At 34.1% G+C, this 23,504-nt stretch carries 22 protein-coding genes and 2 tRNA genes; 21 read left to right on the plus strand and 3 right to left on the minus strand.

All coding sequences use genetic code 11. The features are described from left to right. Positions 1–147: 147 nt before the first annotated feature. The 3 genes from EG348_RS12225 to EG348_RS12235 all read right to left on the minus strand — a co-directional run bounded on the left by EG348_RS12225 (position 148) and on the right by EG348_RS12235 (position 4,882). On the minus strand, positions 148–981 hold the full coding sequence (locus tag EG348_RS12225) for an N-acetylmuramidase domain-containing protein (RefSeq protein ID WP_123983384.1): 834 nt from the start codon (positions 979–981) through the stop codon (positions 148–150). 223 nt (positions 982–1,204) lie between these two features. Next, the gene (locus EG348_RS12230; RefSeq protein ID WP_123983385.1) at positions 1,205–3,055 is read right to left on the minus strand and encodes a hypothetical protein; all 1,851 of its coding nucleotides are present in this window, start codon (positions 3,053–3,055) and stop codon (positions 1,205–1,207) included. A gap of 225 nt (positions 3,056–3,280) precedes the next feature. Continuing rightward, a complete protein-coding gene (locus EG348_RS12235; protein ID WP_123983386.1) occupies positions 3,281–4,882 on the minus strand; it encodes a hypothetical protein in 1,602 nt (533 codons plus the stop codon). Positions 4,883–5,269: 387 nt separating this feature from the next. On the opposite strand from EG348_RS12235, the gene EG348_RS12240 reads away from it, so the two are divergent. The 21 genes from EG348_RS12240 to EG348_RS12340 all read left to right on the plus strand — a co-directional run bounded on the left by EG348_RS12240 (position 5,270) and on the right by EG348_RS12340 (position 23,339). Continuing rightward, complete coding sequence (locus tag EG348_RS12240) at positions 5,270–6,121, plus strand: energy transducer TonB (RefSeq protein WP_123983387.1); 852 nt, start codon at positions 5,270–5,272, stop codon at positions 6,119–6,121. A gap of 313 nt (positions 6,122–6,434) precedes the next feature. Then, a complete protein-coding gene (locus EG348_RS12245; protein WP_123983388.1) occupies positions 6,435–7,208 on the plus strand; it encodes a ParA family protein in 774 nt (257 codons plus the stop codon). Positions 7,209–7,248: 40 nt separating this feature from the next. Continuing rightward, positions 7,249–8,139 carry a ParB/RepB/Spo0J family partition protein gene (locus EG348_RS12250; RefSeq protein ID WP_123983389.1) on the plus strand — a complete coding sequence of 297 codons (891 nt, stop codon included), beginning with the start codon at positions 7,249–7,251 and terminating at the stop codon, positions 8,137–8,139. Beyond that, on the plus strand, positions 8,140–8,778 hold the full coding sequence (locus tag EG348_RS12255) for a DUF5683 domain-containing protein (protein WP_123983390.1): 639 nt from the start codon (positions 8,140–8,142) through the stop codon (positions 8,776–8,778). A 128-nt stretch (positions 8,779–8,906) separates the two neighbouring features. Then, complete coding sequence (dapB, locus tag EG348_RS12260; protein WP_123983391.1) at positions 8,907–9,608, plus strand: 4-hydroxy-tetrahydrodipicolinate reductase; 702 nt, start codon at positions 8,907–8,909, stop codon at positions 9,606–9,608. A 112-nt stretch (positions 9,609–9,720) separates the two neighbouring features. Continuing rightward, positions 9,721–11,403 (plus strand): signal peptidase I, encoded by a 1,683-nt coding sequence (gene lepB / locus EG348_RS12265; RefSeq protein ID WP_123983392.1) that lies wholly within the window; start codon positions 9,721–9,723, stop codon positions 11,401–11,403. Further along, positions 11,403–12,080 (plus strand): signal peptidase I, encoded by a 678-nt coding sequence (lepB, locus tag EG348_RS12270; protein WP_123983393.1) that lies wholly within the window; start codon positions 11,403–11,405, stop codon positions 12,078–12,080. Before lepB (EG348_RS12265) ends, lepB (EG348_RS12270) begins: the two co-directional genes overlap by 1 nt. A 7-nt stretch (positions 12,081–12,087) precedes the next feature. Next, complete coding sequence (locus EG348_RS12275) at positions 12,088–12,705, plus strand: WbqC family protein (RefSeq protein WP_123983394.1); 618 nt, start codon at positions 12,088–12,090, stop codon at positions 12,703–12,705. A gap of 87 nt (positions 12,706–12,792) precedes the next feature. Beyond that, a complete protein-coding gene (locus EG348_RS12280) occupies positions 12,793–14,466 on the plus strand; it encodes a S8 family serine peptidase (protein ID WP_123983395.1) in 1,674 nt (557 codons plus the stop codon). Positions 14,467–14,591: 125 nt separating this feature from the next. Next, the gene (locus EG348_RS12285) at positions 14,592–15,086 is read left to right on the plus strand and encodes a lipocalin family protein (RefSeq protein WP_123983396.1); all 495 of its coding nucleotides are present in this window, start codon (positions 14,592–14,594) and stop codon (positions 15,084–15,086) included. Positions 15,087–15,112: 26 nt separating this feature from the next. Continuing rightward, on the plus strand, positions 15,113–15,802 hold the full coding sequence (locus EG348_RS12290; RefSeq protein ID WP_123983397.1) for an OmpA family protein: 690 nt from the start codon (positions 15,113–15,115) through the stop codon (positions 15,800–15,802). A gap of 112 nt (positions 15,803–15,914) precedes the next feature. Then, on the plus strand, positions 15,915–16,802 hold the full coding sequence (locus EG348_RS12295) for a decaprenyl-phosphate phosphoribosyltransferase (protein ID WP_123983398.1): 888 nt from the start codon (positions 15,915–15,917) through the stop codon (positions 16,800–16,802). Then, on the plus strand, positions 16,799–18,118 hold the full coding sequence (locus EG348_RS12300; RefSeq protein ID WP_123983399.1) for an FAD-binding oxidoreductase: 1,320 nt from the start codon (positions 16,799–16,801) through the stop codon (positions 18,116–18,118). Before EG348_RS12295 ends, EG348_RS12300 begins: the two co-directional genes overlap by 4 nt. Then, entirely contained in the window at positions 18,119–18,844 is a 726-nt protein-coding gene (locus EG348_RS12305) for an SDR family NAD(P)-dependent oxidoreductase (protein WP_123983400.1), read from the plus strand. It begins immediately after the preceding gene. 5 nt (positions 18,845–18,849) lie between these two features. Beyond that, positions 18,850–19,437, plus strand: a complete 588-nt coding sequence (locus EG348_RS12310; protein ID WP_123983401.1) for an HAD family hydrolase — start codon at positions 18,850–18,852, stop codon at positions 19,435–19,437. A gap of 24 nt (positions 19,438–19,461) precedes the next feature. Continuing rightward, positions 19,462–19,950 (plus strand): hypothetical protein, encoded by a 489-nt coding sequence (locus EG348_RS12315; protein WP_123983402.1) that lies wholly within the window; start codon positions 19,462–19,464, stop codon positions 19,948–19,950. A gap of 2 nt (positions 19,951–19,952) precedes the next feature. After that, complete coding sequence (locus tag EG348_RS12320; protein WP_123983403.1) at positions 19,953–21,128, plus strand: cysteine desulfurase family protein; 1,176 nt, start codon at positions 19,953–19,955, stop codon at positions 21,126–21,128. Between the two features lie 81 nt (positions 21,129–21,209). After that, complete coding sequence (trxA, locus tag EG348_RS12325) at positions 21,210–21,530, plus strand: thioredoxin (protein ID WP_072412364.1); 321 nt, start codon at positions 21,210–21,212, stop codon at positions 21,528–21,530. 141 nt (positions 21,531–21,671) lie between these two features. Continuing rightward, a tRNA-Asp gene (locus EG348_RS12330) sits at positions 21,672–21,745 on the plus strand. A 33-nt stretch (positions 21,746–21,778) separates the two neighbouring features. Further along, positions 21,779–21,852 (plus strand) — tRNA-Asp (locus EG348_RS12335). Between the two features lie 248 nt (positions 21,853–22,100). After that, on the plus strand, positions 22,101–23,339 hold the full coding sequence (locus EG348_RS12340) for a site-specific integrase (RefSeq protein WP_123983404.1): 1,239 nt from the start codon (positions 22,101–22,103) through the stop codon (positions 23,337–23,339). Positions 23,340–23,504 lie beyond the last annotated feature (165 nt).

A 23,504-nucleotide genomic window follows, 5' to 3' on the forward strand; every position in this document is an offset into this window, starting at 1 on the left:
TCGCGCAAGTTTATAAAGTAGGTGGCTGAGGTTCTCGAAGTCACCGACTTTATAATTAAAAATCTCCCACAAAAAATGTGGGAGAAAAATATCATTCAACGCAAAGGGAACTTTAAAAAGCAATGCGTCAAAATATAAATTGGTTAATTAGTTTTTAGAATATTTAGCATAAGCTTTGGCTAATTTCTCATCATATTTATTGAGCTTGTACCCTCCGCCATTATAACCTTTTGCGAAATTTGCCCAGCTTTTATTTCTCAAATGAGTTAAAAGATTATTTTTCTCAAGGAATTTTCCGAAAGCTTTCAAATGTTCGCCTTCATTAATTTCCATTTTTGAAACAAAGTCGGCGGTGTCAATATATCCAAGATTTTTAGCATGAAAACCCATAATCTGGAAACTTCCCCAAGAAGCAGAAGATAACGCTGCATCTTTGAATTTCGGATCGCTTCCTAAAGTCATTGCTTCGTTTAGTCTGTCGTATTCTTTTACGCCGCCTTGATAGTATATTTTCGTCCATTTTGGATATAAAACATCTTTATGATTAGCGTTGTAGAAAGTATTTGGATCGATTCCTCTTTTTTTCAATTCATTCCAGAAAATATGACCTTCAAACAAGATTTTAGGTTTATTATTAATTAAAAATCCTTTTCCGCTGCTTTCAATTTCGTTGACGGCTTTAACGGCTGCCAATTCGAGGTTGTACTGATCTGCAAAGCTTATTAAATCACTTTCTTTCAAAAATTTATCCGCTGAATTGGTTGGAGCCGGAGCCGAATTTTTTTGTAGTAAAACCGTCCAAGTTTTCATTCCGACAATTCCATCCACAACTAAAGAATTTTTTCGTTGAAAATCCTTCACTGCTGCATCAACTTCCAGAGAAAAAGAATCTGAAATTTTGATGTTATATCCTTGTTTATAAAGAAGCTCACAAAGTGTAGTGACTTCCGGTGATTTTGTGTAATATTTTAAAAGTTTCATGGCTGTTAGTTTTTTAAGTTTTAAATAGTATGATTTTTATTCATAAAGATTTTCAGTTAGTTTGTCATTCCGTAGGAATCTAAATTTAGTTTTAGAAATAGCATAGTTGAGATTCCTACGGAATGACAAAAACTATGTATCATCCTTTAGAAAATTTTTGATTCTTTTGTTTAACTACGTCGAATCTTCGATTTCAAGACAAAAGAATTTGATAAAAAATACTTTAATTAATCGGTACTTTCGGCATTCTCTCACAAATCATCCCAATTAAAAAGTATGATTTAAATTTGACTTCCTCTCTTTGAAGTTTGTAGTCTAAATTCAAAGGATTGACGTTTACTACGCTGAAGTTTTGTTGCAAAACAGCGTAATCATCAACTCTCAATTCAATGCTGTATTCTCCGATCGGGATCATTTGGTTGATCATTCCGAATTCGTTGGTTTCTATCTCGAAGATCCTGTTGTTATTCGTTCCTTTGATGGAAATGGCGCATTTGTAAATCGGATCATTATTTATTTTATCAAAAACCCTGAACTGTACCATGGCTGAAGTTGGCTGAACCTGAATTGGAACTCTTATCGGGACAAAAATTCCGGGAACTCGTATTGGCGTGGCAACAATCGGAGTGATGGGTTTTACTGGAGCTACAGGCTGAACCGGAGTTGCAACATGCGGAGTAGGAGTAATTGGTATTAAATTTCTGACACCGCCTAAAGCACTCATATTTATTCTATTATTGAAAGCTATATTTGGATTCATTTTTGGAGCTTCGGTCACTGTTTCAAGCGCAGGTTTTGAAGCAAATTCCATGGTGGATATTTTTGCGTTTTCCGGGTTATCAGTTTTTCTTGATAAGGTGTTGAGTTGATCAGATTTTATGGTTCTAACGTTTGTTACGGCTTTCAGGAATTTCTGATTGTTATTTTTATTCACAAAAAGCTGTTGTTTCATGATCAACGGACCGAAATAGATCAGTTGATTAGGATTATTTACGGTATCGTTGGTGATGGATGGATCTAAAATTATTTTTAAATTTTTAATTAACATCATTGTTTTCGGAAATGCGGGAAGTTTAAAATCATTGGAAATGGTCTGCCCATCGGATATTTTTTTCGCTTCATTCCATTGAAAAAGAGTAGACATCATAAAATTTTTGTTGAACCAGTTTCTTTTTAAATGAACAAAAGAATATTCAAGTTCTACCGCAAGAATCACGCTTTCATCATAATCAATGGTAAGAATTTCTGATGGTAGATTTTCATTGGCATTTTTGGCTTCGGAATGTAAATTATCAAGCTCTGATTTTTCAATTCTCATGCTATTCCAGCCCGATTCATTTTCCATAAAATCATATGGAATAAAATTAATATCATGAATGGAAGAATTGCTGATCACATCCGTTTTTTCTGCTGCAGTAAAGGTGTTTTTTGCATTTTGAGCCATTGCAACATACAGATCTGCTTCGGAAGTTTTATTGATCTTTTCAAGTTCTTTTTCAATGAGATCTTTGAAACCTTTTACTTTCCATTCAGAAAAAGCAAGCTCTTTTATATTGTTGAGATTGAGTAATTGGTCGTTCCAGTTCTTTTTTTCATCGTCAGTGTCTAAACTGTCAAATATTTCCAGATGAGCAGTGATTTTATCGACCGCTGTTTCATGGTTGGTTAAATATTTTTTATAGGCTTTAAATTCTTTTGTGTCATTATTTTTAGCATCATATAATATAATGCTTTTGCTTTCAAGAATTTTATCTAAATTTTCTTCAATGTTTTTCAGGTTACTCTTATCCAGAATATCTCTGTAAATATCAAATAAAGAATTGTTAGGATTCAGATCCCAAAAATTAGCAGAAATTGGGACGGAATTTAGTTCATAAGCCACATTTTGTTTTTTAATGATAGAAAGTGCTTTTTTCTGATCATCATTCAGTAAACTTTGAGGTTTTAATAATTCCAGTTCTTCGTTTTCATACACTCTCAGAGAAGGGCAGATCATCGGCAGATCATTCTCCATCGAGCTTTGAGACGTATAAATGTTTCTAAGCTTTTGATAGACGGCAACAAAGTATTTCATGGCAATTGGTTTTTGGTTAATAGTTTTTGGTTGCTGGTTGTTGGTTTTCAGTTTAAAATCTTTGATAACTTTGCTGAGTAGAACGCCTTTGCGAACTTAAAAACAGTTAGTTTTTCAAAAAAATCTTTGCTTTCTTTGCGTTTAAAAAAACTTAAAGATTAGTCAATAATTTTATAAATAACCGACAGAAAAAAGCTCCTGCCGGTTATTCTATTGAGAAGGATATTATGATTTACCGTCTGTCCAAACTTTGATATCAGGGTTTGGATTTGGAGATTTTGGAACTACATGACATTTGTATCCGATAATATAGATACCATTTGACTGTAGTTTTTTACCGCTCCATTTTGCATCAGTTTGCGAATTTTGGTTTTCGTAATTATGGCTTCCACCGAATACGAATGGTCCGATTCCTACTGCCGCTCCGCTGCTGATCTTTGTGCTTGCTGCTTTGTACGCTGTACTGTTTTCGCTGAAATCCAGCATTACATCTCTAGCGATGATCAATTCTGTAACGATCATCGGCATCAATCCTTTTCCTTTACCATCACTGATGATGTCTCCGTTTAATGATTGTGGTGAAGTTTCGTGAAGTTTCCAGTATTTTGATTCTACAAATTCTTCGCTGAACCATCCTCTTTCCACTCTTACTTTTCCAAGTTTAAATGAAATTTTAAGATTACTGAAATCAGTATTCATCGATGTTCTCGTTGTATTTCCGCTATTTCTTGCACCAATACTGAATAATCCCATACTGAATCCCGCACCTGCACTCCAGTTATGAATTGATTTAGAATAATCACTGTGCGCACTTCCTTCATACATTGAAATTGTCGGCCAGTTTTTAGATTCTTTCAAAGCATTTGCAGAAATTGGGATTGATGGAGAATAATTAATATAATCGATCACTCTCGTTCTCTGACTGTTTCTGAATTCCGACTGAAGACGTTTTTTGATGACCAACATATGTTTTTCTTCAATTTCGCTCAGATAATTCTGAATTCTTTCAACTGCTTCTTTATAACCTAGAGATTGCCATGCTTTCAATGCTGCATCTTCTCTTTTTTTCATGTTTTTACCGTCGATAGATAAAGTTGCCATGGCATCAGGATCTCCGTTGTCGGCATCGATTCTTATTGAATTGTTAGTATCAACAATATCGTAGTATTTCATTTGATACTCGATATATTTAGAATACATCGGAGCAACAAAAGTTTGGTGTAATTCTGGCTTGTTTAAATCGTCAACAGGAGCATTTTCATCAAAATCAGGATTTTTTATTACTTTGATTTTGAAAAGTTTGTCTCTTAGTTTTTCAAGATTTTTTTCAACTTTAGGATCCATTGGAGTATCAACCACAACAGACCATTGCATTAAATCTTCGTACACTTTTGATACTCTTTTTGAAGAGTCATTAAAAATGGTGATCTGTCTTCCGTTTCCGTTAGGTGTAAGTGGCGGCAATTGAGAAGGAATCGCGTCTACCATTGCAGAAAACTGTTCCATTTGAAGATATTTACGGAATTTGCTGTCTTTCATGGCATTCTGGAATTCCTCTAAATTGGTTTTAGGATTTCCGTTGGCATCTAAGATTGGTTTTCCTGTTCCGTCCAATAATGGTTTTGGAGCCGGAGCGTTTCCGAATAATCCGTTTAATGCATAATCAAAAGTGTCTTCTGTTAACGTAAGTCCGATTGGGTCGAATGCGATAAAATCATTTGGACCGATTGAATCCGGATCTCCACCGTTGGTTACAGAATCGTAAACTTGTTTTAAAAGCATGCTCATTAATGAGTTTGATCTAGCTTCTTGAGTTAAAGTTGGCATAATTATAAGTTTTTAAATTTTTGTTGCTTACTCTTTTCGGTTTTCAGCGTTCCCCGATTTCTTATGGTACAAATGTATTTCGGGTTGAGAAAGAAAGTCTCAGTGTTTTTCCGATTTTGGGAGTGTGGTTTTTACTATTTTTTATTTTACGTTGAATTTTTTTAACTAAAATGGAATTATCATTGAAAAATAAAAATCTTATACTCCTAGTTTTTAGGCTGTTATTATTTCTAGCATAGTTAAATTTTAAGATTATTATAAAAATTTTTAAAATGTTGCAGTTTTAACAATTATTTGGCAAATATTTTGATATTGAAACAATGCTTATCGATAAGAGCTACTAAAACTAATAATCACCTTATATTAACAGTTTAAATATTTTAAGTGATGAAACACCTAAACAATAATCAGGAATTTCGCTTTAACGAGATCCTTTTCGAGCATCGTAACAAAGAATATGGTGCTTATGCTTTAAGAAATGAATCAGACAGAATACTAACCAAAGCGCTTTTTATAGGAGTGAGTTTGTTGGCTGCGATTTCAATTACCCCATTAGTAATTTCTGCGTTTAATAATGAGCCTTCTACGGTGCATGTACCGACTGATGGTCCACCGGTAGTTATCAAATTAAAAAAAGTTGATCGAATAGAAACTCCGCCTGCGCAGATCGTAAAACCAGTTCAGCCTGTTGCAACTCCTAATCAGAAGCAATATGACAGTTCTGTTCCTACACCTACAAAAGATGCTGTAGAGCCTATCAAACAAGATAAACCTAAAGATGCTACTGCTGGTTTAATAGATAATTTTAAAGGTGATCCTGTAAAGCCAGATACTTATACTCCTCCAGCTCCAGTTATTGGAACAGGAACGATACCATCTGTAAAGCCACAGCCAGTTGTTCCTGTGAAAGATCCTAACGAAATTGTTGGGTTAGGTGGTTTAAGTGTTGAAGCAGCTTTTGAAGGAGGAATTAATACTTTCAGAAATAAAGTAATAAGCAATTTTGACGGTTCAGGATTTGAAGATCAAGATGTAATGAAAACTACCATTACTTTTATTGTAGAAACAAATGGAACTATCTCAGGAATTAAAGCTGATGGTAAAGATGCTGATTTCAATAATGAAGCTATAAGAACTATTAAATCTATCAGAGGAAAATGGGTGCCTGGTAAAAATAAACAAGGTGAATCCGTAAGAAGTTATTTCAAATTTCCAATCTCAATGAAGTTTGATAATTAATATGATTATCCACAATTTGATATAATTTAAAATCTTTGTGAACTTTGCTGATTAGAACGCTTGTGCGAATCTAAAAGCATTAAGTAGTCTAGAAACCTTTGTGTGCTTTGCGTTAAAAATAACATTATTATTAAAAGCAGGCATTCAAAATTTTAAATACAAATCTTGATAGTTATCCACAAAAAGCTAATTTTTGTGGATAATTTTTTTTATACTTAAAATGCTTATTAACAATATTTTAACTCAATTTTAGTTTTCGCCATTCACTAATAGCAAAGAAAAAAGTGTATTTTTGAAGCTTAAAGTTCTAATAATGGCAAAAATCATAGGTATCGCTAATCAAAAAGGGGGAGTTGGAAAAACTACAACAGCTGTAAATTTAGCCGCAGCATTAGGGGTATTAGAAAAGAAAATATTAATCATTGATGCTGATCCTCAGGCTAATGCAACATCCGGTTTAGGGGTTGAAGATGTTCAGTATTCTACATATAACTTGCTGGAGCACAGCGTTGATACAAGAACCTGTATTAAGCAAACAGCTACACCAAACCTGGATATCGTTCCTTCTCACATCGACTTAGTTGCTGCGGAGATCGAATTGGTAGACAAAGTAAATCGTGAGTACATGCTTAAAAAAGCATTACAAACTGTAAGAGATGATTACGATTATATTATCATTGATTGCGCACCAAGTTTAGGTTTGATTACTGTTAACGCACTTACAGCCGCTGATTCTGTAATTATCCCGATCCAATGCGAGTATTTTGCGTTGGAAGGATTAGGAAAATTATTGAATACGATTAAAAATGTTCAGAAAATCCACAATAAAGATTTAGATATCGAAGGTTTGCTTTTAACAATGTATGATAGCAGATTGAGATTGTCTAATCAGGTTGTAGAAGAGGTAAACTTACATTTCCCTGAAATGGTTTTTGAAACAATCATCAGCAGAAACGTAAGATTAAGTGAAGCACCAAGTTTCGGTGAAAGTATCTTAAATTATGATGCAGAAAGTAAAGGAGCGATCCAATACATTCAGTTGGCAGAAGAAGTTTTATTGAAGAACGAGAATTTAGTTAAGAATTAAAAAAGGCTTAAAGCCAGAAGCTTAAAGCTTAAAGCATACTATGAAGGACAAAAAAAGAGCTATGGGACGTGGTTTGGGAGCAATTTTAAGTGCAGAATCCAAGGCTACGGTCAATTCTGCTACTGATGAGGGAGCAGATAAGTTTGTAGGAAGTATCGTAGAAGTATCGATTGAAGATATTTATCCGAACCCGACTCAGCCAAGAACTTATTTTGATGAAAAGGCATTAAACGAACTCGCGCAGTCTATTAAAAACTTAGGCGTAATTCAACCAATTACGTTAAGAAAAGACGGTGAGAAATTTGAAATTATATCTGGGGAAAGACGTTTCAGAGCAAGTAAACTTGCGGGATTAACTTCTATTCCTTCTTATATTCGTTTAGTAAACGATCAGGAGCTTCTTGAGATGGCTCTTGTTGAAAATATCCAGAGAGAAGATCTTGATGCGATTGAAATTGCATTAACGTATCAGAGATTGATGGACGAAATCGGTCTTACTCAGGAAAATTTAAGTCAGAGAGTAGGAAAGGACAGAAGTACAATTACCAACTCTATCAGATTGTTAAGATTAAATCCGGACATTCAGAATGCAATCAGAAGTGGTGAAATTTCTGCAGGTCATGGTAGAGCAATCATCAGTCTTGAAAATGAAGAAGATCAGCAGACTTTATTTAATTTAATTATTAAAGAAAAATTGAATGTTCGTCAGACTGAGCAGGCTGCTGCTGCATTGAAAAATCCGAAATCACCGGCTGCCAAAAAAGCAACGATTGAGCTTTCAAATAATTACAAGAGAGTACAAAAAACGATTGCTGATATTCTAGAAGTAAAAGTGGAGATCAAAGCCTCCGGAAATGGTAAAAAAGGTAAAATTGTTCTGGATTTCAAAAATGAAGACGAATTGGAATATATTTTATCTCATATTAAATAAATGAAGAAATTATTTTTCACTTTTTTCTTGTGTCTGTTTGCAATTGCCTATTCACAAGTAAATCCCAACGATACAATTCGGGTAGAATACCATCCGAAAGACAGTATCTCTGCGGCAAAACCAGCAAAATCTGAAGCTAAAATAGTTGCAGATCTTGAAGGTGCGAACGGGCCAACCAAAAAAACATTAAAATTGAATCCTACAAGAGCGGGATTATATTCTGCTGTTTTACCGGGATTAGGTCAGTTTTACAATAAAAAATATTGGAAAGTTCCTATCGTTTGGGGAGCTGTTGGAGCTGGTGTAGGAATTGCAATGTGGAACGATAAACAGTACAAAAAATATCGTGAATATTATATTGCAAAATTAAACGGAACTCCCAACGAATTTGTCGACAGTCATCCATGGTTGGATAAAGTGGCACTTGGAAATGCACAGGACAGATCCAAAAGACAAAGAGATTACGCCATAGCAATTACGGGGTTAATTTATATTCTGAATATCGTTGATGCCGTTGTAGATGCACATCTTTACGAAAGCCGTCATGACCCGGATTTAACTTTCAGTCCCGCGGTTATTCAGGATCAGTATGGCATCAATCCTCCAAAGACAGGGTTAAGTTTAAGTTATAGATTTTAAAAAATGATGAATTTTGTTCTTTAATTCATAGACTTGCTGAGTAAAACGCCTTTTTGAACTTAAAACAGTTAGATTGGAAAAAAACTTTGTGATCTTTACATTAAAAAGAACAGGTAAATAAATAAAATATGAAAATAGCATTAGTTGGATACGGCAAAATGGGCAAAATCATCGATGAAATTGCTACAAAGAGAGGTCATGAAGTTGTTGCCAGATTAAAAGAAACTCCTACTGCTGAAAACCTTAATAATCCAGATGTTGTTATCGAATTTTCTTTACCGGAAGTAGCTTATAACAATATTAAAGCTTGTCTTGAAAATCAAATTCCTGTTATTAGCGGAACTACAGGCTGGCTTGAAAAGAAAGAAGAAATTGAAAAAATTGCTGTTGAAAATAATACAGCATTCTTATACGGCTCAAATTTCAGTTTAGGCGTAAATTTATTTTTTGCTTTAAACGAAAAATTAGCTGATTTAATGAAAAATGTTGATGAATATTCTTGTCAGTTGGAAGAAATTCATCACGTTCACAAACTTGACGCACCAAGCGGAACTGCGATTTCCATTGCAGAAGGTATTTTTAAAAATAATCCCAAATTTAACGCATGGAAACTGGAAGAAACTCAAGGAGATCAATTGGGTATTTTTGCGGTGCGTGAAGATGAAGTTCCGGGAACTCACAGTGTTTTTTACAGAAGCGAGGTTGATGAAATTGAGATCAAACACACGGCATTCAACAGAAACGGTTTCGCATTAGGTGCTGTTGTTGCTGCAGAATGGATCAAAGATAAAAAAGGAAATTTCACAATGAAAGATGTTTTAGGTCTTTAATTTTGTAACAAATTCCCTACATTGTAAACTAATAGTAAGAAATAATGGGTGGTGAAAATTACTCATTGCTCATTACCAATTACTCATATTATAGATTAGGCAAGAAAAATTTATGAATTATTTTTTAACTTATACAGTATACGTTCTCATTTTATCTGTATTAATGGGACTTTCAACTTGGAAACTGTTCAAGAAATTAGGGTATAGTCCGCTATTCGCGTTTGTCCCTTTTTACAATTATTTCATTATTTTAAAAGAAACAAAACATCCGAAGTGGTGGGCGCTATTATCGTATTTACCGATCGTTGGGCCAATTATGATGTCTGTTTTTCATGTTTATTTAATGAAAAAATTTGGAAAAAGCCTTTTCCAACATCAGTTGCTTACGGTGATTCTTCCATTTATTTATATGGCAAGTGTGAACTATTCTAAAGATGTAGAGTTAGAAGATGAAAACGAATTGTTCTTGACTGACGAAGAGAAAAATGCGAAGAAGAAAGATTCTTTTATAGGTTCTATTACTTTTGCAGTGGTATTTGCAACCATTATCCACTCTTTTGTAACGCAGCCTTTCGGGATTCCTACAGGATCTATGGAAAGAACGTTGCTGGTAGGTGATTTCCTTTTCGTAAATAAATGGAGCTACGGTTACAGGCTTCCAATGCGTCCTTTAGCAATACCTTTCCTACAGGGAACTATTACGGATATAGGTGAGCCTGGTAATCCTAAGGATGATCCTAAATCTTATGTAGATGCAGTAAAATTGCCTTATGAGAGAGTTTTCCAATTCAATAAGCCTCAGAAAAAAGATATAGTTGTTTTCAACTATCCTCAGGACTCTGTACATACCGCGACTGATAGAAAAGATCCCTATGTTAAAAGATGTGTTGCTGTAGCAGGCGATACATTTGAGATGCGAGCTGGAAGACTTTTTGTAAACGGAAAGGGTGAAGCATTTTTAGGAGATCAAGAAGTTCAGCATGCATATTATGTAGAAGCTGGAAGTGAAATTGATATCAAAGACCTATTCAAAAGATTAGAGTATATTTCAATTGTACAATTGGATAATACATCTGCATATTTTCAAGAGAAAACGGAAAAGTATGGATTTAATCCTAAAAATACTGTGTATGTAATGCAGTTGACTGATAAAAGGCTACAGGCAATAAAAGCTCTTCCTCAAGTTGTTTCTGTTCATGAAGATATTATGGAGAAAGGATATGCTGCTGTTTCTTATAGGGATGCAATGAGAACAAAAATAGATACCGCCCAGTCTATTTATCCAGTAAATAAACCTTGGAATCAAGATTGGTATGGACCATTGAGAATCCCTAAGAAAGGTGATGTTGTTACGATCAATCAAGAATCTCTTCCAATGTATCAGTGGATTATTTCAGAATATGAGCATAATAGTTTAGAAAATAAGAACGGGAAAATTTTCATTAACGGAAAAGAAACTAATAAATATACAATTCAGCAGGATTATTATATGATGGTTGGGGATAACAGAGATTCTTCTCTTGATGCTAGGTTTTTTGGCGTTGTTCCTGAGGAAAATATTGTAGGTAAGCCTATGTTTACTTGGATGAGCATTGAAGGAGCATTTAATGATTCAAGTGCTTCTTTTCAAGCAGATGGTTGGAGAGTTCGTTGGGACAGAATGTTTAAAGCTACAAATACAGGTGAAGCCAACAAAACTTCATATTGGTGGATCGCAGCGATGATTCTTATTTTATTCTTTGGATGGGAATATTTCATGAAGTTATTCGGAAAGAAAAAGACTGAAGACGATTAATGATTAAAAACAAAATATTTAATAAAGTTCTCCTCACAGGAAGCTTTATAGTAATTCTTTTTATTATTGCAAAACTCACAGGAGTTTTGCAATATGCTTTTATACCTACAGGAGGAAATGAACCAACTATCAAAAAGAATTCATTTATTTTTATGAGTAATATTTTACCTTATAAAAAGTATACAATGCTAGCTTATAATCAAAATAATTTAGATTATGAAAAAGGAGTATATGTGCAAAGATTAATAGGGGTTGAAAATGATAAAATTCATATTAAAGAAGGATTACTCTACGTCAATGATAGTTTAATTGATAGATTTAATGTCAAACAAGCTTATAAAATTGATCGAGCATTTGTAAATGATTTGATGATGACAAAAGGAGTTAATACAAATGATTTCTTTCAAATTGATGAAAATTATTTTATAACTCAATTAAGTAAAACTGATCTTAAAGAAGATTTTTTTTATGAGAGATTTATAAATAAGAATAATGATTCTAATATCTTTAAAATTTACAGTAAAAATTGGAATGCAGATAATTTTGGACCAGTTATAATTCCTAAAAATAAGCTTTTTTTTCTTGGAGATAATCGGAATGCTAGTTTAGATTCACGATATTTAGGATTTGTGGATAAAGAAGATATAGTTGGAAGAATATTTTATCCTAAAAATTAATAGTATAATGCAGAATATTTTATTACCGGTATTTTATTTACCACCAATTTCTTGGTTTTCAGTTTTTTTAGATGCTGAGAATGAAATTTTATTTGAGCAATTTGAAAGTTTTCCAAAACAGACGTACAGAAGCAGAACCAATATTTTTGGTGCAAATGGGAAACTTACATTGATAATCCCAATCAGTCACACCGGGAACAGAGAGTTTAAAAATACTGAAATTTCTTATAGAGAAGATTGGCGAAGCCTTCACTGGAAGTCTATCAAAACAGCCTATCAAGGATCTCCTTATTTTGAGTTTTACGAAGACAAGTTGAAGAAAATATACGAATTAGAGGAAAAATATTTGTTGAATTTTAATTTAGAGGTCATTGAAATTCTTCAAAGTATTTTAAAAACAGAAAAGGCACACTCTTTGAATATAGAATACATCAAAAATCCTGAACAGATAAACTTCAGAGAAAAGTTCTCTGCAAAATCACCTTCTGAGTTTGAGATGGAAGAATATTATCAGACGTTTTCAGATAAATTCGGATTTTTAAAAGACTTAACGATTTTGGATCTTATTTGTAACAAAGGACCTGAATCTTTGACTTATCTTAAAAATATAAAACAATCATATTAAATATGGAATTGTCTTGTTTTGAAAGACTATTAATCTTTTAACAAAAGCTCTTCCGTATGATCTTTAAAATTAAATAAATAACGACATATGAAAAAGGTATTATTAGCAGCTGTTTTTCTAACAGGTTTTAGTTTCACTTTTGCCCAAGAAGCTAAAGTTGATTCTAATCAGGATAAAGACCTAATGACTTGGTATCACAAAGATTTTGCTACGTCAAAAGTATATGGTGTAAATACAGAAAATGCCTATAAATATTTAGAATCTAAAGGTCTTAAGCCTACAACAGTTGTTGTTGGAGTTTTAGACAGTGGTGTTCAGGTTGATCACCCGGGGTTAGTGAAAAATGTTTGGTCAAATCCTAACGAAGTTCCTAACAATGGTAAAGATGACGACGGAAACGGATATATCGACGATGTTCACGGATGGAATTTCATCGGTGGAAAGAATGGAGATATCGACGTTGATAATATGGAGGTAACCAGAGTTGTTGCTAAATATAAGCCAATTTTCGAAGGAGACGATTCCGCAAAAAATAAAGCTAATCAAGCTAAAATGCCTGAAGACTTCGCAATGTATATGAAGGCTAAAGAGCTTTTCACTAAAAAGAGTGTTGAAGGAAGACAAGCTTTACAGACATATACGATGATCAATGATCTTATTCCTAACATGCTAAGATTATTAGGAGAAAAACCTGTAACAGCTGAAAATATTGCTGCTATCAAGGCTCCTGGAGATCAAAAAGATGCAATTGCGCTTAATGTTTTGGGACAGGTAGCACAAAACCCTGAATTTCAAGGAAAATCTCCTGCAGATTTTGAAAAAGCAATGAAAGAGGAAATGAAAGAAGCTCTTGATTCGGTTACTCCTCAAGCTCAGCAATATGATTTAAGTTATGATCCTAGAAAATCAATCGTAGGAGATAATTATGATGATTACTCTGAGAAAAATTACGGAAACAATCATTACGAAGGCCCTGATGCTACTCATGGAACGCACGTTGCAGGGATCATTGCAGGATTACCTCAGGGAAAAGAAATTCAGTATGGAGTAGCTTCTAAAGTGGCTAAGATCATGTCTGTAAGAACTGTTCCAAATGGGGATGAAAGAGATAAAGACGTTGCAAATGCAATCAGATACGCTGTGGACAATGGTGCTAAAGTTTTAAATATGAGCTTTGGTAAACCGGTTTCTCCGGGTAAAACTGTTGTTTGGGATGCATTCAAATATGCTGAAAGCAAAGGGGTTTTATTGGTTAAAGCTGCAGGTAATGAAAATGAAGATATTACAGAACATGTTGCTTATCCTACAAACTACAAAAACGTAACAGACGAAAAACCGCTTGTAAATAACGTAATTGTTGTTGGTGCGAGTACAAATAATAACGACGCTTTAAGAGCTGGTTTCTCAAATTTCAATAAAAATAAAGTAAATGTTTTTGCGCCTGGTGAGCAGATTTATTCTACTGTAACAAAAGGTGGTTACAAATATCTTCAGGGAACTTCAATGGCTTCTCCTGTTGTAGCGGGGGCTGCTGCTGTTTTATTGGCTTATATGCCGGGATTAAAACCGGATCAGATTATTGAAGCTTTAGTAAAATCCAGCAATCCAAACACTACAAATGGTTTTAGTGATTTTTCTCAGGCTGGAGGTGTTATTGACGTGAAAAAGGCTGCTGAATACGCTTTTACCAATTTCTATAACGGAAAGCCTTCTAGTGTTAAAAAGGCTACGAAATCCGTAAAAAAGACTGTTAAAAAATAACTTATCTACCTGTATTTAAGGTGCAAAGATAGAAAGTCCGAATTTTTCGGACTTTTTTTATTTTTATTATGCAATTTTGGCACGGTTTTTTATAACTTTATAGTAACATAATAATAAACAACAAAATGAAAAAGTTACTACTTGCAGGGATGTTAGGAACATCACTTTTTGCAGTGTCTTGTTCCACAGTAAAGAAAGCTGAAACATCACAGAATCAGAGATCAGAGTTTCTTAAGTTAAAAGGGGATTGGCAGATTGTAAGCATAAATTACGATAAAGGTCTTAAAATTAAACCTTTTGATGAAGGGATCGATGCTCAGTGTTTTGTAGGAAGTCATTGGAGATTTATTCCAAATAACTATACAGGTGCTATTACGGTAAACGGTGGCGGAAACTGTGGTTCTGGATTTACACAGCCTATTAAATTTGAAATAAAAGACGGAAATACTTTTATGTTCAAAAAAATTGCTGATGGAACTAAAGCTAAGCAAAATTTAGCAGGATATACTTTAGACGTTATCAATCAGTCTACAGATCAGTTCTCGTTAGAACAAAATGTTCCATTTGACGGAAGTACAGTAAAAGTTGTTTACAACTTCGAGAGAGCTGGAATGAAATAATTATAAACATAAAAGATTAAAAAAAGATGAAATTTAATAAATCATATATCGGAGGCCTATTCTTATCATCAGCATTGCTATTGACAAGTTGTGAGGCAGTACAGAATTCTAATCACCAACAGAGAGGTACTGCAGCAGGAGCTGTTTCAGGAGCTGTACTTGGTGGTATTTTAGGGAACAATGTTGGTAAAGGTGGAAATGGAGCTCTAGGAGCTGTATTAGGAGGTATTATTGGTGGTGTTGCAGGTAACGTTATCGGTAACAAAATGGATAAGCAAGCTAAAGATATCAAAGAAACTTTACCGGGAGCTGAAGTAGAAAGAGTAGGAGACGGTATCAAAATTACAATGAACGAAAGTATTGTAACTTTTGCATTCGATTCTTCAAATCTTACATCTGTAGCTCAAACTAACTTAGATAAATTAGCTAAGGTTCTTGTGGATAATCCTGATACAAATATTAATGTATACGGACACACAGACAGCAAAGGAGCAGACGATTACAACATGAAGCTTTCACAAAGAAGGGCTGATGCTGTAAAAGCTTATTTAGCAGGAAAAGGTATTGCTTCAAGCAGAATGTTTGCTAAAGGAGAAGGAGAAAGCATGCCGGTTGCAACAAACGATACAGATGAAGGAAGAGCTAAAAATAGAAGAGTAGAGTTTGCTATTACAGCAAATGAAAAAATGATTAATGATGCTAAACAAGGGCAGTAATTAATTTAACATATAAATATTTTCATAAAGACCGCTTCGGCGGTTTTTTTTGTATTTTTATGCAACCATTTTTTATTTTGAATTCATTATTTTTGCAATTGAAATACCATAGATGAAGAAATATTTAAAGCTACTCCGTGTAGAGCAATGGGTGAAAAACCTTTTTGTTTTTGTCCCTTTATTTTTTTCAGGCAATATTAAGAACGTAGATTTACTTAGCAAGAGTATCTTTGCTTTTATTATTTTTTCTGTGGCAGCAAGTGTTGTTTATATCCTTAATGATTATAACGATATTGAAGCAGACAGCAAACACCCTGAAAAACGCAGAAGACCTTTGGCCAGCGGCGCCATATCAAAATCAAAAGCGATAGGAATTCTTATTGGGTTAATAATTTTAGATATCGCTCTGATATTCTTAGCACAAACCTATTTTCATGAGAATCTTTGGAAATTTGCAACCATTATTGGGATGTATTTTGTAATGAATCTCGCTTATACATTCAAATTAAAACATGTTCCGATTATTGATATTTTTATTATTGCAACAGGATTTGTTTTAAGAGTTTTGGCCGGAGGTTATATTACGGGAATTAATATTTCCCAATGGGCGATCTTGTTGACCTTTGTTTTGGCATTGGTTTTAGCAATAGGTAAACGACGTGGCGAGCTTATCAATGCTCAGGTTTCAGGAAAAACAAGGCGTGCTTTGGACGGATACAACGTACAGTTTGCAGATATCGCGCTTTCTATTTCAGTGACATTGGCAATCGTATGTTATTTGATGTTTACGTTATCACCTGAAGTTCAGGCAAGATTTCATGAAAGAGTTTTTTATACCGTAATTTTTGTTGTATTCGCTTTTTTAAGATATTTACAACAAACATTGGTCTACAACAGAACAGAGTCTCCTACAAAAATTGTTTACAGAGACAGATATATACAAGTTACCTTATTATTGTGGGTGGCTGCATTTTTAATTCAAATTTACTTTAAAAAATGAAGCCGAATTTTATACAAAAAGTTACCAACTGGGGTAATTTTCCCATAGTGGAAAAAGAAATGAAGTCTGAAGACAGCTTCAAAAAAATAAAAGATTTTGTCATCAATCATAATGAAGTCATTGCAAGAGGAAACGGAAGATGTTACGGCGATGCTTCATTGGGTGAACATATATTTTCGACAAAAAAATTAAATAAATTCATAAGTTTTGACCGTTTGAACGGAATTTTAGAATGTGAATCGGGAGTTTTGCTCTCCGACGTTCTTGAAATTTCTGTTCCGCAAGGTTATTTTTTATATGTAACGCCCGGAACTAAGTTTGTTTCTGTTGGCGGAGCGATCGCATCCGATGTTCATGGTAAGAACCATCATGCAGAAGGCTGTTTTTCGGAATATGTGATCGAATTTAAATTGATGACCGAAAACGGCGACATTATCACTTGTTCAAGAGAGGAAAATATCGATAAATTTTGGGCTACAATTGGAGGAATGGGGCTTACAGGAATCATTCTTACTGCAAAATTTAAGCTTAAAAATATAGAATCTGCCTACATCCGTCAGGAAAGTATCAAAGCAGAAAATCTGGACGAAATTTTTACATTATTTGAAGAAAGCGAAAGCTGGACGTACACCGTTGCGTGGATCGACTGCCTACAAAAAGGAAAAGATATCGGAAGAAGTATTTTGATGAGAGGTGAACATGCTTTTCAACATGAGCTTCCTCAGAATTTAACCAAAAATCCTTTAAGGTTAAAGAAAAAACTACAGCCAACGGTTCCTTTTTACTTTCCGAATTTTGCGTTGAATTCGCTTACGGTGAAAATTTTCAATCTGTTATATTATAAAAAACAGTCTAAAAAAGAAGTGAAAAATTTCATCGATTACGAAACATTTTTCTACCCTTTAGACGCTGTTAATGAATGGAATAAAATTTATGGAAAATCCGGTTTTATCCAATATCAGATGGTAATCCCAAAAGAAACAGGCAAGGAAGGAATGAAAAAAATCCTTGAAACCATCGCAAATAGCGGAAATGGTTCTTTCTTAGCAGTTTTAAAACTTTTTGGAAAGAATAATCCGGAAGCTTACAACTCATTTCCTTTTGAGGGTTACACATTGGCGCTGGATTTTAAAGTCAATTCAAAGCTGAAAAAATTGGTTGAGCAATTGGATAGCATCGTTCAGGAGTTCGGAGGAAGGATTTATCTTACCAAAGACAGCATGAGCAGATCATCGTTGACCAATTATCTTAAAAATGTTCAGAGTTCCAAATTTGTGTCTTTACAGCACAAAAGAATCATAAATAATAATTCATAAATGATAGTTCTGGGAAGTACGTCTGAGGTAGCTCAGGCTTTTGTTGAAAAGGCTTTGCAAGAAGGCGAAAAGTTTGAAAAAATCTATCTTTTTACGTCTAGTAAAGAAACTACGGAAAGATTTGCAAGACACATCGATGTGATGTTTTTACAGCAGTCTGAGGTTATAGAACTTGATCTGATGAAGGAAATTGATTATAATCAGTTTGATTATGTCAATTCAAATGTATTATTTTGTGCAACAGGATATTTGGGAGACGGAACGGAAGAAGGTTTGTATGATAATAAAAATACAGAGAAAATTATTGATATCAATTACTCAAAATTAGTTCCTGTGATGAATTATTTTGCCCAGAAATTTGAAAGCAGAAGATCAGGGACAATTATCGGATTGTCATCTGTAGCTGGGGATAGAGGAAGACAAAGTAATTTCATTTATGGAAGTGCAAAAGCGGCTTTTACGGCTTATTTAAGTGGATTAAGAAATTATTTGTTTGAGAAAAAAGTTCATGTTATGACTGTAAAACCTGGTTTTATGGCCACAAAAATGACGGAAGGCTTACCTTTAAATCCAAAATTAACGGCAACTCCAAAACAGGCAGCGGCGTGTATTTATAAGGCATTCAAAAAACAGAAAAATGTTGTATACGTTTTACCGATTTGGGGCGTTATAATGATGATCATAAGGAATATTCCTGAATTTATATTTAAAAAGTTAAAGCTTTAATTAAAATGAAAAAATTGTATTGTTTTGATTTTGACGGAACCCTGACCTATAAAGATACCATGTTTATGTATCTTAAATTTTATGATTCTGCAAAGTTTCGGGTACAATTTATAAGACACATTCCGCTTTTCATTTTATTAAAATTAAAATTGGCTGAAACTGAAAAAGTGAAGAAAAGTTTCATCGGATCTATTCTGAAAGGACAGACTCAGGAGAAAATTGAGAAAAAAGCCAAACAATTCTTCGAAGAGAATTATCCAAAAATCGTTCGCGAGAATGCTATGGATTTCATTCAAAATATCGATAGAGATAATACACAAAGTTTATTGGTTACTGCATCCCTCGACATCTGGACAAAACCATTTGCCGAAGCATTACAAATGCAGCTTGTTTCCACGCGTGCAGAGTTTAAAAACGGAGTTTTCACAGGAAATTTTATTGGTAAAAACTGCAACGGAAACGAAAAATTAATGAGGATAAAAGAGGAAATAAGCAATTCTAAATACGATAAAATCATCGCTTTCGGAGATACTTCTGGAGATAAGCAAATGCTTAAATGGGCGAATGAAGGACATTACCAATTTTTTCACTAATTTTGGGTGAGTAAAAAAGTAAAAATGAATAAACTACTTATTGGGCTTTTGGCGCTTTCTATGAGCTGTACTACTGCAGTTTCTCAGACTGATCAATCATCCAAAAAATCAGAACAAATGCAGAAAAAAGCAGAAATTCTTGTGTCAGAATCTCAGGGCGGTGCAGATCAGCCCGGATTTAGCATTATTAAAAATGAACAGGAGTTTCAAAAAGCGGTGAAAGGTGGTAGCTCAAATCTTATCGTAGAAGCCGGAACTGAGCCTGTAATTAATTATCCTAAATTTCCAAAAGATAAAAAAGTAGTTTTATATAATTTAGGAATGTTCAGATCCGGAGATCATAGAATTTCGGAAATTAAAAGTGTTTCTGTGAAAAATAATGTTCTGTATGTAGAAGTTCCGTTCGTAGAATCCGGCGGAATGGAAATACAGGTGATCTCGAATCCTTGGGTACTGTTTACCGTTCCTTCAGACTATCAATTCAATTCTGTAGAATTAAAATATTCAAAATAAAAATGAATAAAGTATATTTAGATAACGCTGCAACAACGCCTCTTTCGGAAGAAGTTATTGATGCAATGGTAGGTACCATGAAGATGAATTTCGGAAATCCATCGTCAACTCACAGCTTCGGACAGGAAGCGAAAATCCTTCTTGAAAATGTAAGAAGGCAGATCGCAGATTATCTTCACGTAACTCCGGCAGAAATTATTTTTACCTCTTGCGGAACAGAATCTAATAACATGATCATCAAATCCAGCGTAGAAAACCTTGGAGTAGAAAGGATCATCAGCTCTCCGTTGGAACATAAGTGTGTTTCTGAGAGTATTCTGGATATGAAAAACAGAAAAGGAGTAGAGGTAGCTTACATTCGTCCTAACGAAAAAGGTGATCTTGATCTTAATAAATTAGAGGAATTATTAAAAGCTTCCGATAAGAAAACGTTGGTGAGTTTAATGCACGTCAACAATGAAATCGGAAATATTTACGATATTAAAAAAATAGCAGAATTGTGTAAAGCAAATAATGCACTTTTCCATTCAGATACGGTTCAGACAATGGCTCATATGCCGTTGGATTTTTCTGATATTGCAGTAGATTTTGCTTCTTGCAGTGCTCATAAATTCCATGGTCCGAAAGGTGCCGGTTTTGCTTTCATCAGAAAAGCATCAGGATTAAAAGGAATTATCACAGGCGGACCTCAGGAAAGAAGCCTGAGAGCAGGAACTGAGAACGTTGCCGGAATTGTTGGTTTAGGTAAAGCATTAGAGATTTCTCTTAAAAACATGGAAGCTTACACCAATCATATGCAGGAAATTAAAGACTATGCTATTGAAAGGCTGTCTACAGAGGTTTCAGGCATTAAATTCAACGGAAGAAGCGCAGAGAAGGAAAATAGTCTTTATACGGTTTTAAGTGCTTTATTGCCTTATAAAAATCCTTTGATCGGACTTCAGTTGGATATGAAGGGAATCGCAATTTCTCAGGGAAGTGCATGTTCTTCGGGAGCTTCAAAACCTTCAATGGTAATGATGATGGTTTTATCTGAGGATGAAATGGATGATTGTACGCCGTTACGTATTTCATTTAGCCATATGACAACTAAAGCTGAAATTGATGCTTTGGTAAGTGCTTTGAAAGAGATTTCAAGCGACTATGCTATAGAAAAAACAAATGTTGAGCATAGATAGTCTTATTACTGAAAAGTAGTAATTTTGAATATCGAAATCGACGATTAAAAAGAATATAATATTAATTAAATAAAAAATAAAATGGCTTTAGAAATTACAGATAGCTCATTCGCGGAGATACTTTCAAAATCAAATGAGCAACCGGTATTGGTTGACTTTTGGGCAGTATGGTGTGGACCATGTAGAACATTGGGACCAATCATCGAAGAAGTAGCAACAGATTTTGATGGAAAAGCAGTAGTAGGGAAGGTAGATGTAGACAACAATCAGGAGATTTCTATGCAGTATGGCATCAGAAATATCCCTACAGTTCTAATTTTTAGAAACGGTGAGGTTGTTGATAAAATCGTTGGAGTAGCTCCAAAAGAAGTGATCGCTGAGAAATTAAGCGCACACTTATAAAAAAAATAAGTTTGATAATGAATGCCTTCCGTTTTTGGAAGGCTTTTTTTTACCAAATAATTTGCAGGTAAAGAAAAAAGTTGTAGTTTTGCAATCACAAAAAAGAAACATAGTTCTTTAAATTTACAACAACGAAAATTTGATCCGGTAGTTCAGCTGGTTAGAATGCCGCCCTGTCACGGCGGAGGTCGCGGGTTCGAGTCCCGTCCGGATCGCAAAAAGTTTTCTCAATTTACTTTAAAAAAATTGATCCGGTAGTTCAGCTGGTTAGAATGCCGCCCTGTCACGGCGGAGGTCGCGGGTTCGAGTCCCGTCCGGATCGCAACTATTAAATTAAAATAGTGCAAAATGCTTTAAAACGTATGTTTTAAAGCATTTTTTGTTTTATGTCTGTTCAAAGAGAACTAAAAAAGCACAATCTGAAAGTGACCTATTCAGTGACCTGTTGAAATAGGTTTAAGGAGGTCACTGAAAATTCAGAGAAACCCTGTTCAGTAGCTAGTTCAGCAACTGAATATCTTGTGATAAGTTTTTGCTAAGGTTAATTTTAAATCTCAAAAGCTAAACAAAATGAACAAGACATTCAATTTACTTTTCTATGTAAAAAAGGCTAAAATCAATTCTGTAGGAGAGTCTCCTATTTATTTACGAATTACAATTGATGGCAAAATATCCGAGATCAGCACAAAACGTACAGTAAAGCCTTCAAAATGGAACTCTGCGATGCAGAAGGTTAGTGGCTCTTCAGAAGAATGCAGATCACTTAATTTTTATTTAAAAACATTTGAGCAGAGAGTTTATGATACCTATCACGAGTTAATAAGAGATAAGGAAACAGTAACTTGTGACGCTCTTAAAAATAAGTTAGTGGGTAGAGGTAGATTGGCCAGAACACTCATTCCCGTTTTTCAGGATCATAATGATCGAATGGAGAAACTTATAGACAAAGAATTTGCCCAAGGAACATTAACCCGTTATAAGACCTGTCTGAAACATACCAAAGGTTTTTTGAAATGGAAATACAGTATTACCGACATTGAAATAAAAAAGATTGATTATGCTTTTCTCAACGATTTTGAATTTTTTTTAAGAACCGAAAGATCCTGTAACAATAATTCTGCGGTAAAGTATATCAAGAATTTTGGTAAGATCATTCGTATCTGTCTTGCAAATGGATGGATGGAAAGAGATCCTTTTATGAACTATCATTCTAAGTTTAATGAAGTGACAAGAATGTTTCTTAATGAAAAGGAAATAGAAGTGCTTTTTGCCAAAGATTTTAAAAATGAGAGATTGTCCTTGGTAAGAGATATTTTCCTGTTTAGCTGTTTTACAGGATTGGCATATATTGATACTCAAAAATTAACACATCAAAATATCAATTTAGGACTTGATGGCTCTCAATGGATCTATACCAAACGTCAGAAAACGAAAACTACCTCAAATATTCCCTTGCTTTCTCAAACAGAGAAAATCATTGAAAAATACAAAAATCATCCGGTATGTCTTAATAGTGGAAAACTATTGCCTATTCTTAGTAATCAAAAAATGAATGCATATCTTAAAGAGATTGCAGACCTGTGCGGAATTAACAAAGAATTGACCTATCATATTGCACGCCATACTTTTGCAACAACTATCACATTATCTAACGGGGTTTCCATTGAAAGTGTAAGTAAAATGCTAGGTCACAAAAGTATTAAGACTACTCAGCATTACGCAAAAATTCTAGATAAAAAAGTTAGTGAGGATATGATGGAATTGAAACAGAAATTTAGTGATAAAAAGAAAATTGTAATAAGCTGTTAGGTTATTTAGGTCGTCTGAAGGATTCTTGATTTAGCAATAATTTGAAAATTACTTAGAATATGGAATTGTGTAAAGTGACTTTTTAACAAAAACTTATTTCTAGTCAAACCAATTTCGTGTTCCTGCGAATAAAGCTCTCTAAAAGTTACTCTTGCATCTTCCAGA

It is taken from the genome of Chryseobacterium sp. G0201 (assembly GCF_003815655.1).
GTDB lineage: Bacteria > Bacteroidota > Bacteroidia > Flavobacteriales > Weeksellaceae > Chryseobacterium.

Bases quoted from the DNA above. Each gene is read 5' to 3' on its own strand.
- EG348_RS12225 (WP_123983384.1), bottom strand. From the start codon at position 981: ATGAAACTTTTAAAATATTACACAAAATCACCGGAAGTCACTACACTT.
- EG348_RS12230 (WP_123983385.1), bottom strand. From the start codon at position 3,055: ATGAAATACTTTGTTGCCGTCTATCAAAAGCTTAGAAACATTTATACG.
- EG348_RS12235 (WP_123983386.1), bottom strand. From the start codon at position 4,882: ATGCCAACTTTAACTCAAGAAGCTAGATCAAACTCATTAATGAGCATG.
- EG348_RS12240 (WP_123983387.1), top strand. From the start codon at position 5,270: ATGAAACACCTAAACAATAATCAGGAATTTCGCTTTAACGAGATCCTT.
- EG348_RS12245 (WP_123983388.1), top strand. From the start codon at position 6,435: ATGGCAAAAATCATAGGTATCGCTAATCAAAAAGGGGGAGTTGGAAAA.
- EG348_RS12250 (WP_123983389.1), top strand. From the start codon at position 7,249: ATGAAGGACAAAAAAAGAGCTATGGGACGTGGTTTGGGAGCAATTTTA.
- EG348_RS12255 (WP_123983390.1), top strand. From the start codon at position 8,140: ATGAAGAAATTATTTTTCACTTTTTTCTTGTGTCTGTTTGCAATTGCC.
- dapB (WP_123983391.1), top strand. From the start codon at position 8,907: ATGAAAATAGCATTAGTTGGATACGGCAAAATGGGCAAAATCATCGAT.
- lepB (WP_123983392.1), top strand. From the start codon at position 9,721: ATGAATTATTTTTTAACTTATACAGTATACGTTCTCATTTTATCTGTA.
- lepB (WP_123983393.1), top strand. From the start codon at position 11,403: ATGATTAAAAACAAAATATTTAATAAAGTTCTCCTCACAGGAAGCTTT.
- EG348_RS12275 (WP_123983394.1), top strand. From the start codon at position 12,088: ATGCAGAATATTTTATTACCGGTATTTTATTTACCACCAATTTCTTGG.
- EG348_RS12280 (WP_123983395.1), top strand. From the start codon at position 12,793: ATGAAAAAGGTATTATTAGCAGCTGTTTTTCTAACAGGTTTTAGTTTC.
- EG348_RS12285 (WP_123983396.1), top strand. From the start codon at position 14,592: ATGAAAAAGTTACTACTTGCAGGGATGTTAGGAACATCACTTTTTGCA.
- EG348_RS12290 (WP_123983397.1), top strand. From the start codon at position 15,113: ATGAAATTTAATAAATCATATATCGGAGGCCTATTCTTATCATCAGCA.
- EG348_RS12295 (WP_123983398.1), top strand. From the start codon at position 15,915: ATGAAGAAATATTTAAAGCTACTCCGTGTAGAGCAATGGGTGAAAAAC.
- EG348_RS12300 (WP_123983399.1), top strand. From the start codon at position 16,799: ATGAAGCCGAATTTTATACAAAAAGTTACCAACTGGGGTAATTTTCCC.
- EG348_RS12305 (WP_123983400.1), top strand. From the start codon at position 18,119: ATGATAGTTCTGGGAAGTACGTCTGAGGTAGCTCAGGCTTTTGTTGAA.
- EG348_RS12310 (WP_123983401.1), top strand. From the start codon at position 18,850: ATGAAAAAATTGTATTGTTTTGATTTTGACGGAACCCTGACCTATAAA.
- EG348_RS12315 (WP_123983402.1), top strand. From the start codon at position 19,462: ATGAATAAACTACTTATTGGGCTTTTGGCGCTTTCTATGAGCTGTACT.
- EG348_RS12320 (WP_123983403.1), top strand. From the start codon at position 19,953: ATGAATAAAGTATATTTAGATAACGCTGCAACAACGCCTCTTTCGGAA.
- trxA (WP_072412364.1), top strand. From the start codon at position 21,210: ATGGCTTTAGAAATTACAGATAGCTCATTCGCGGAGATACTTTCAAAA.
- EG348_RS12340 (WP_123983404.1), top strand. From the start codon at position 22,101: ATGAACAAGACATTCAATTTACTTTTCTATGTAAAAAAGGCTAAAATC.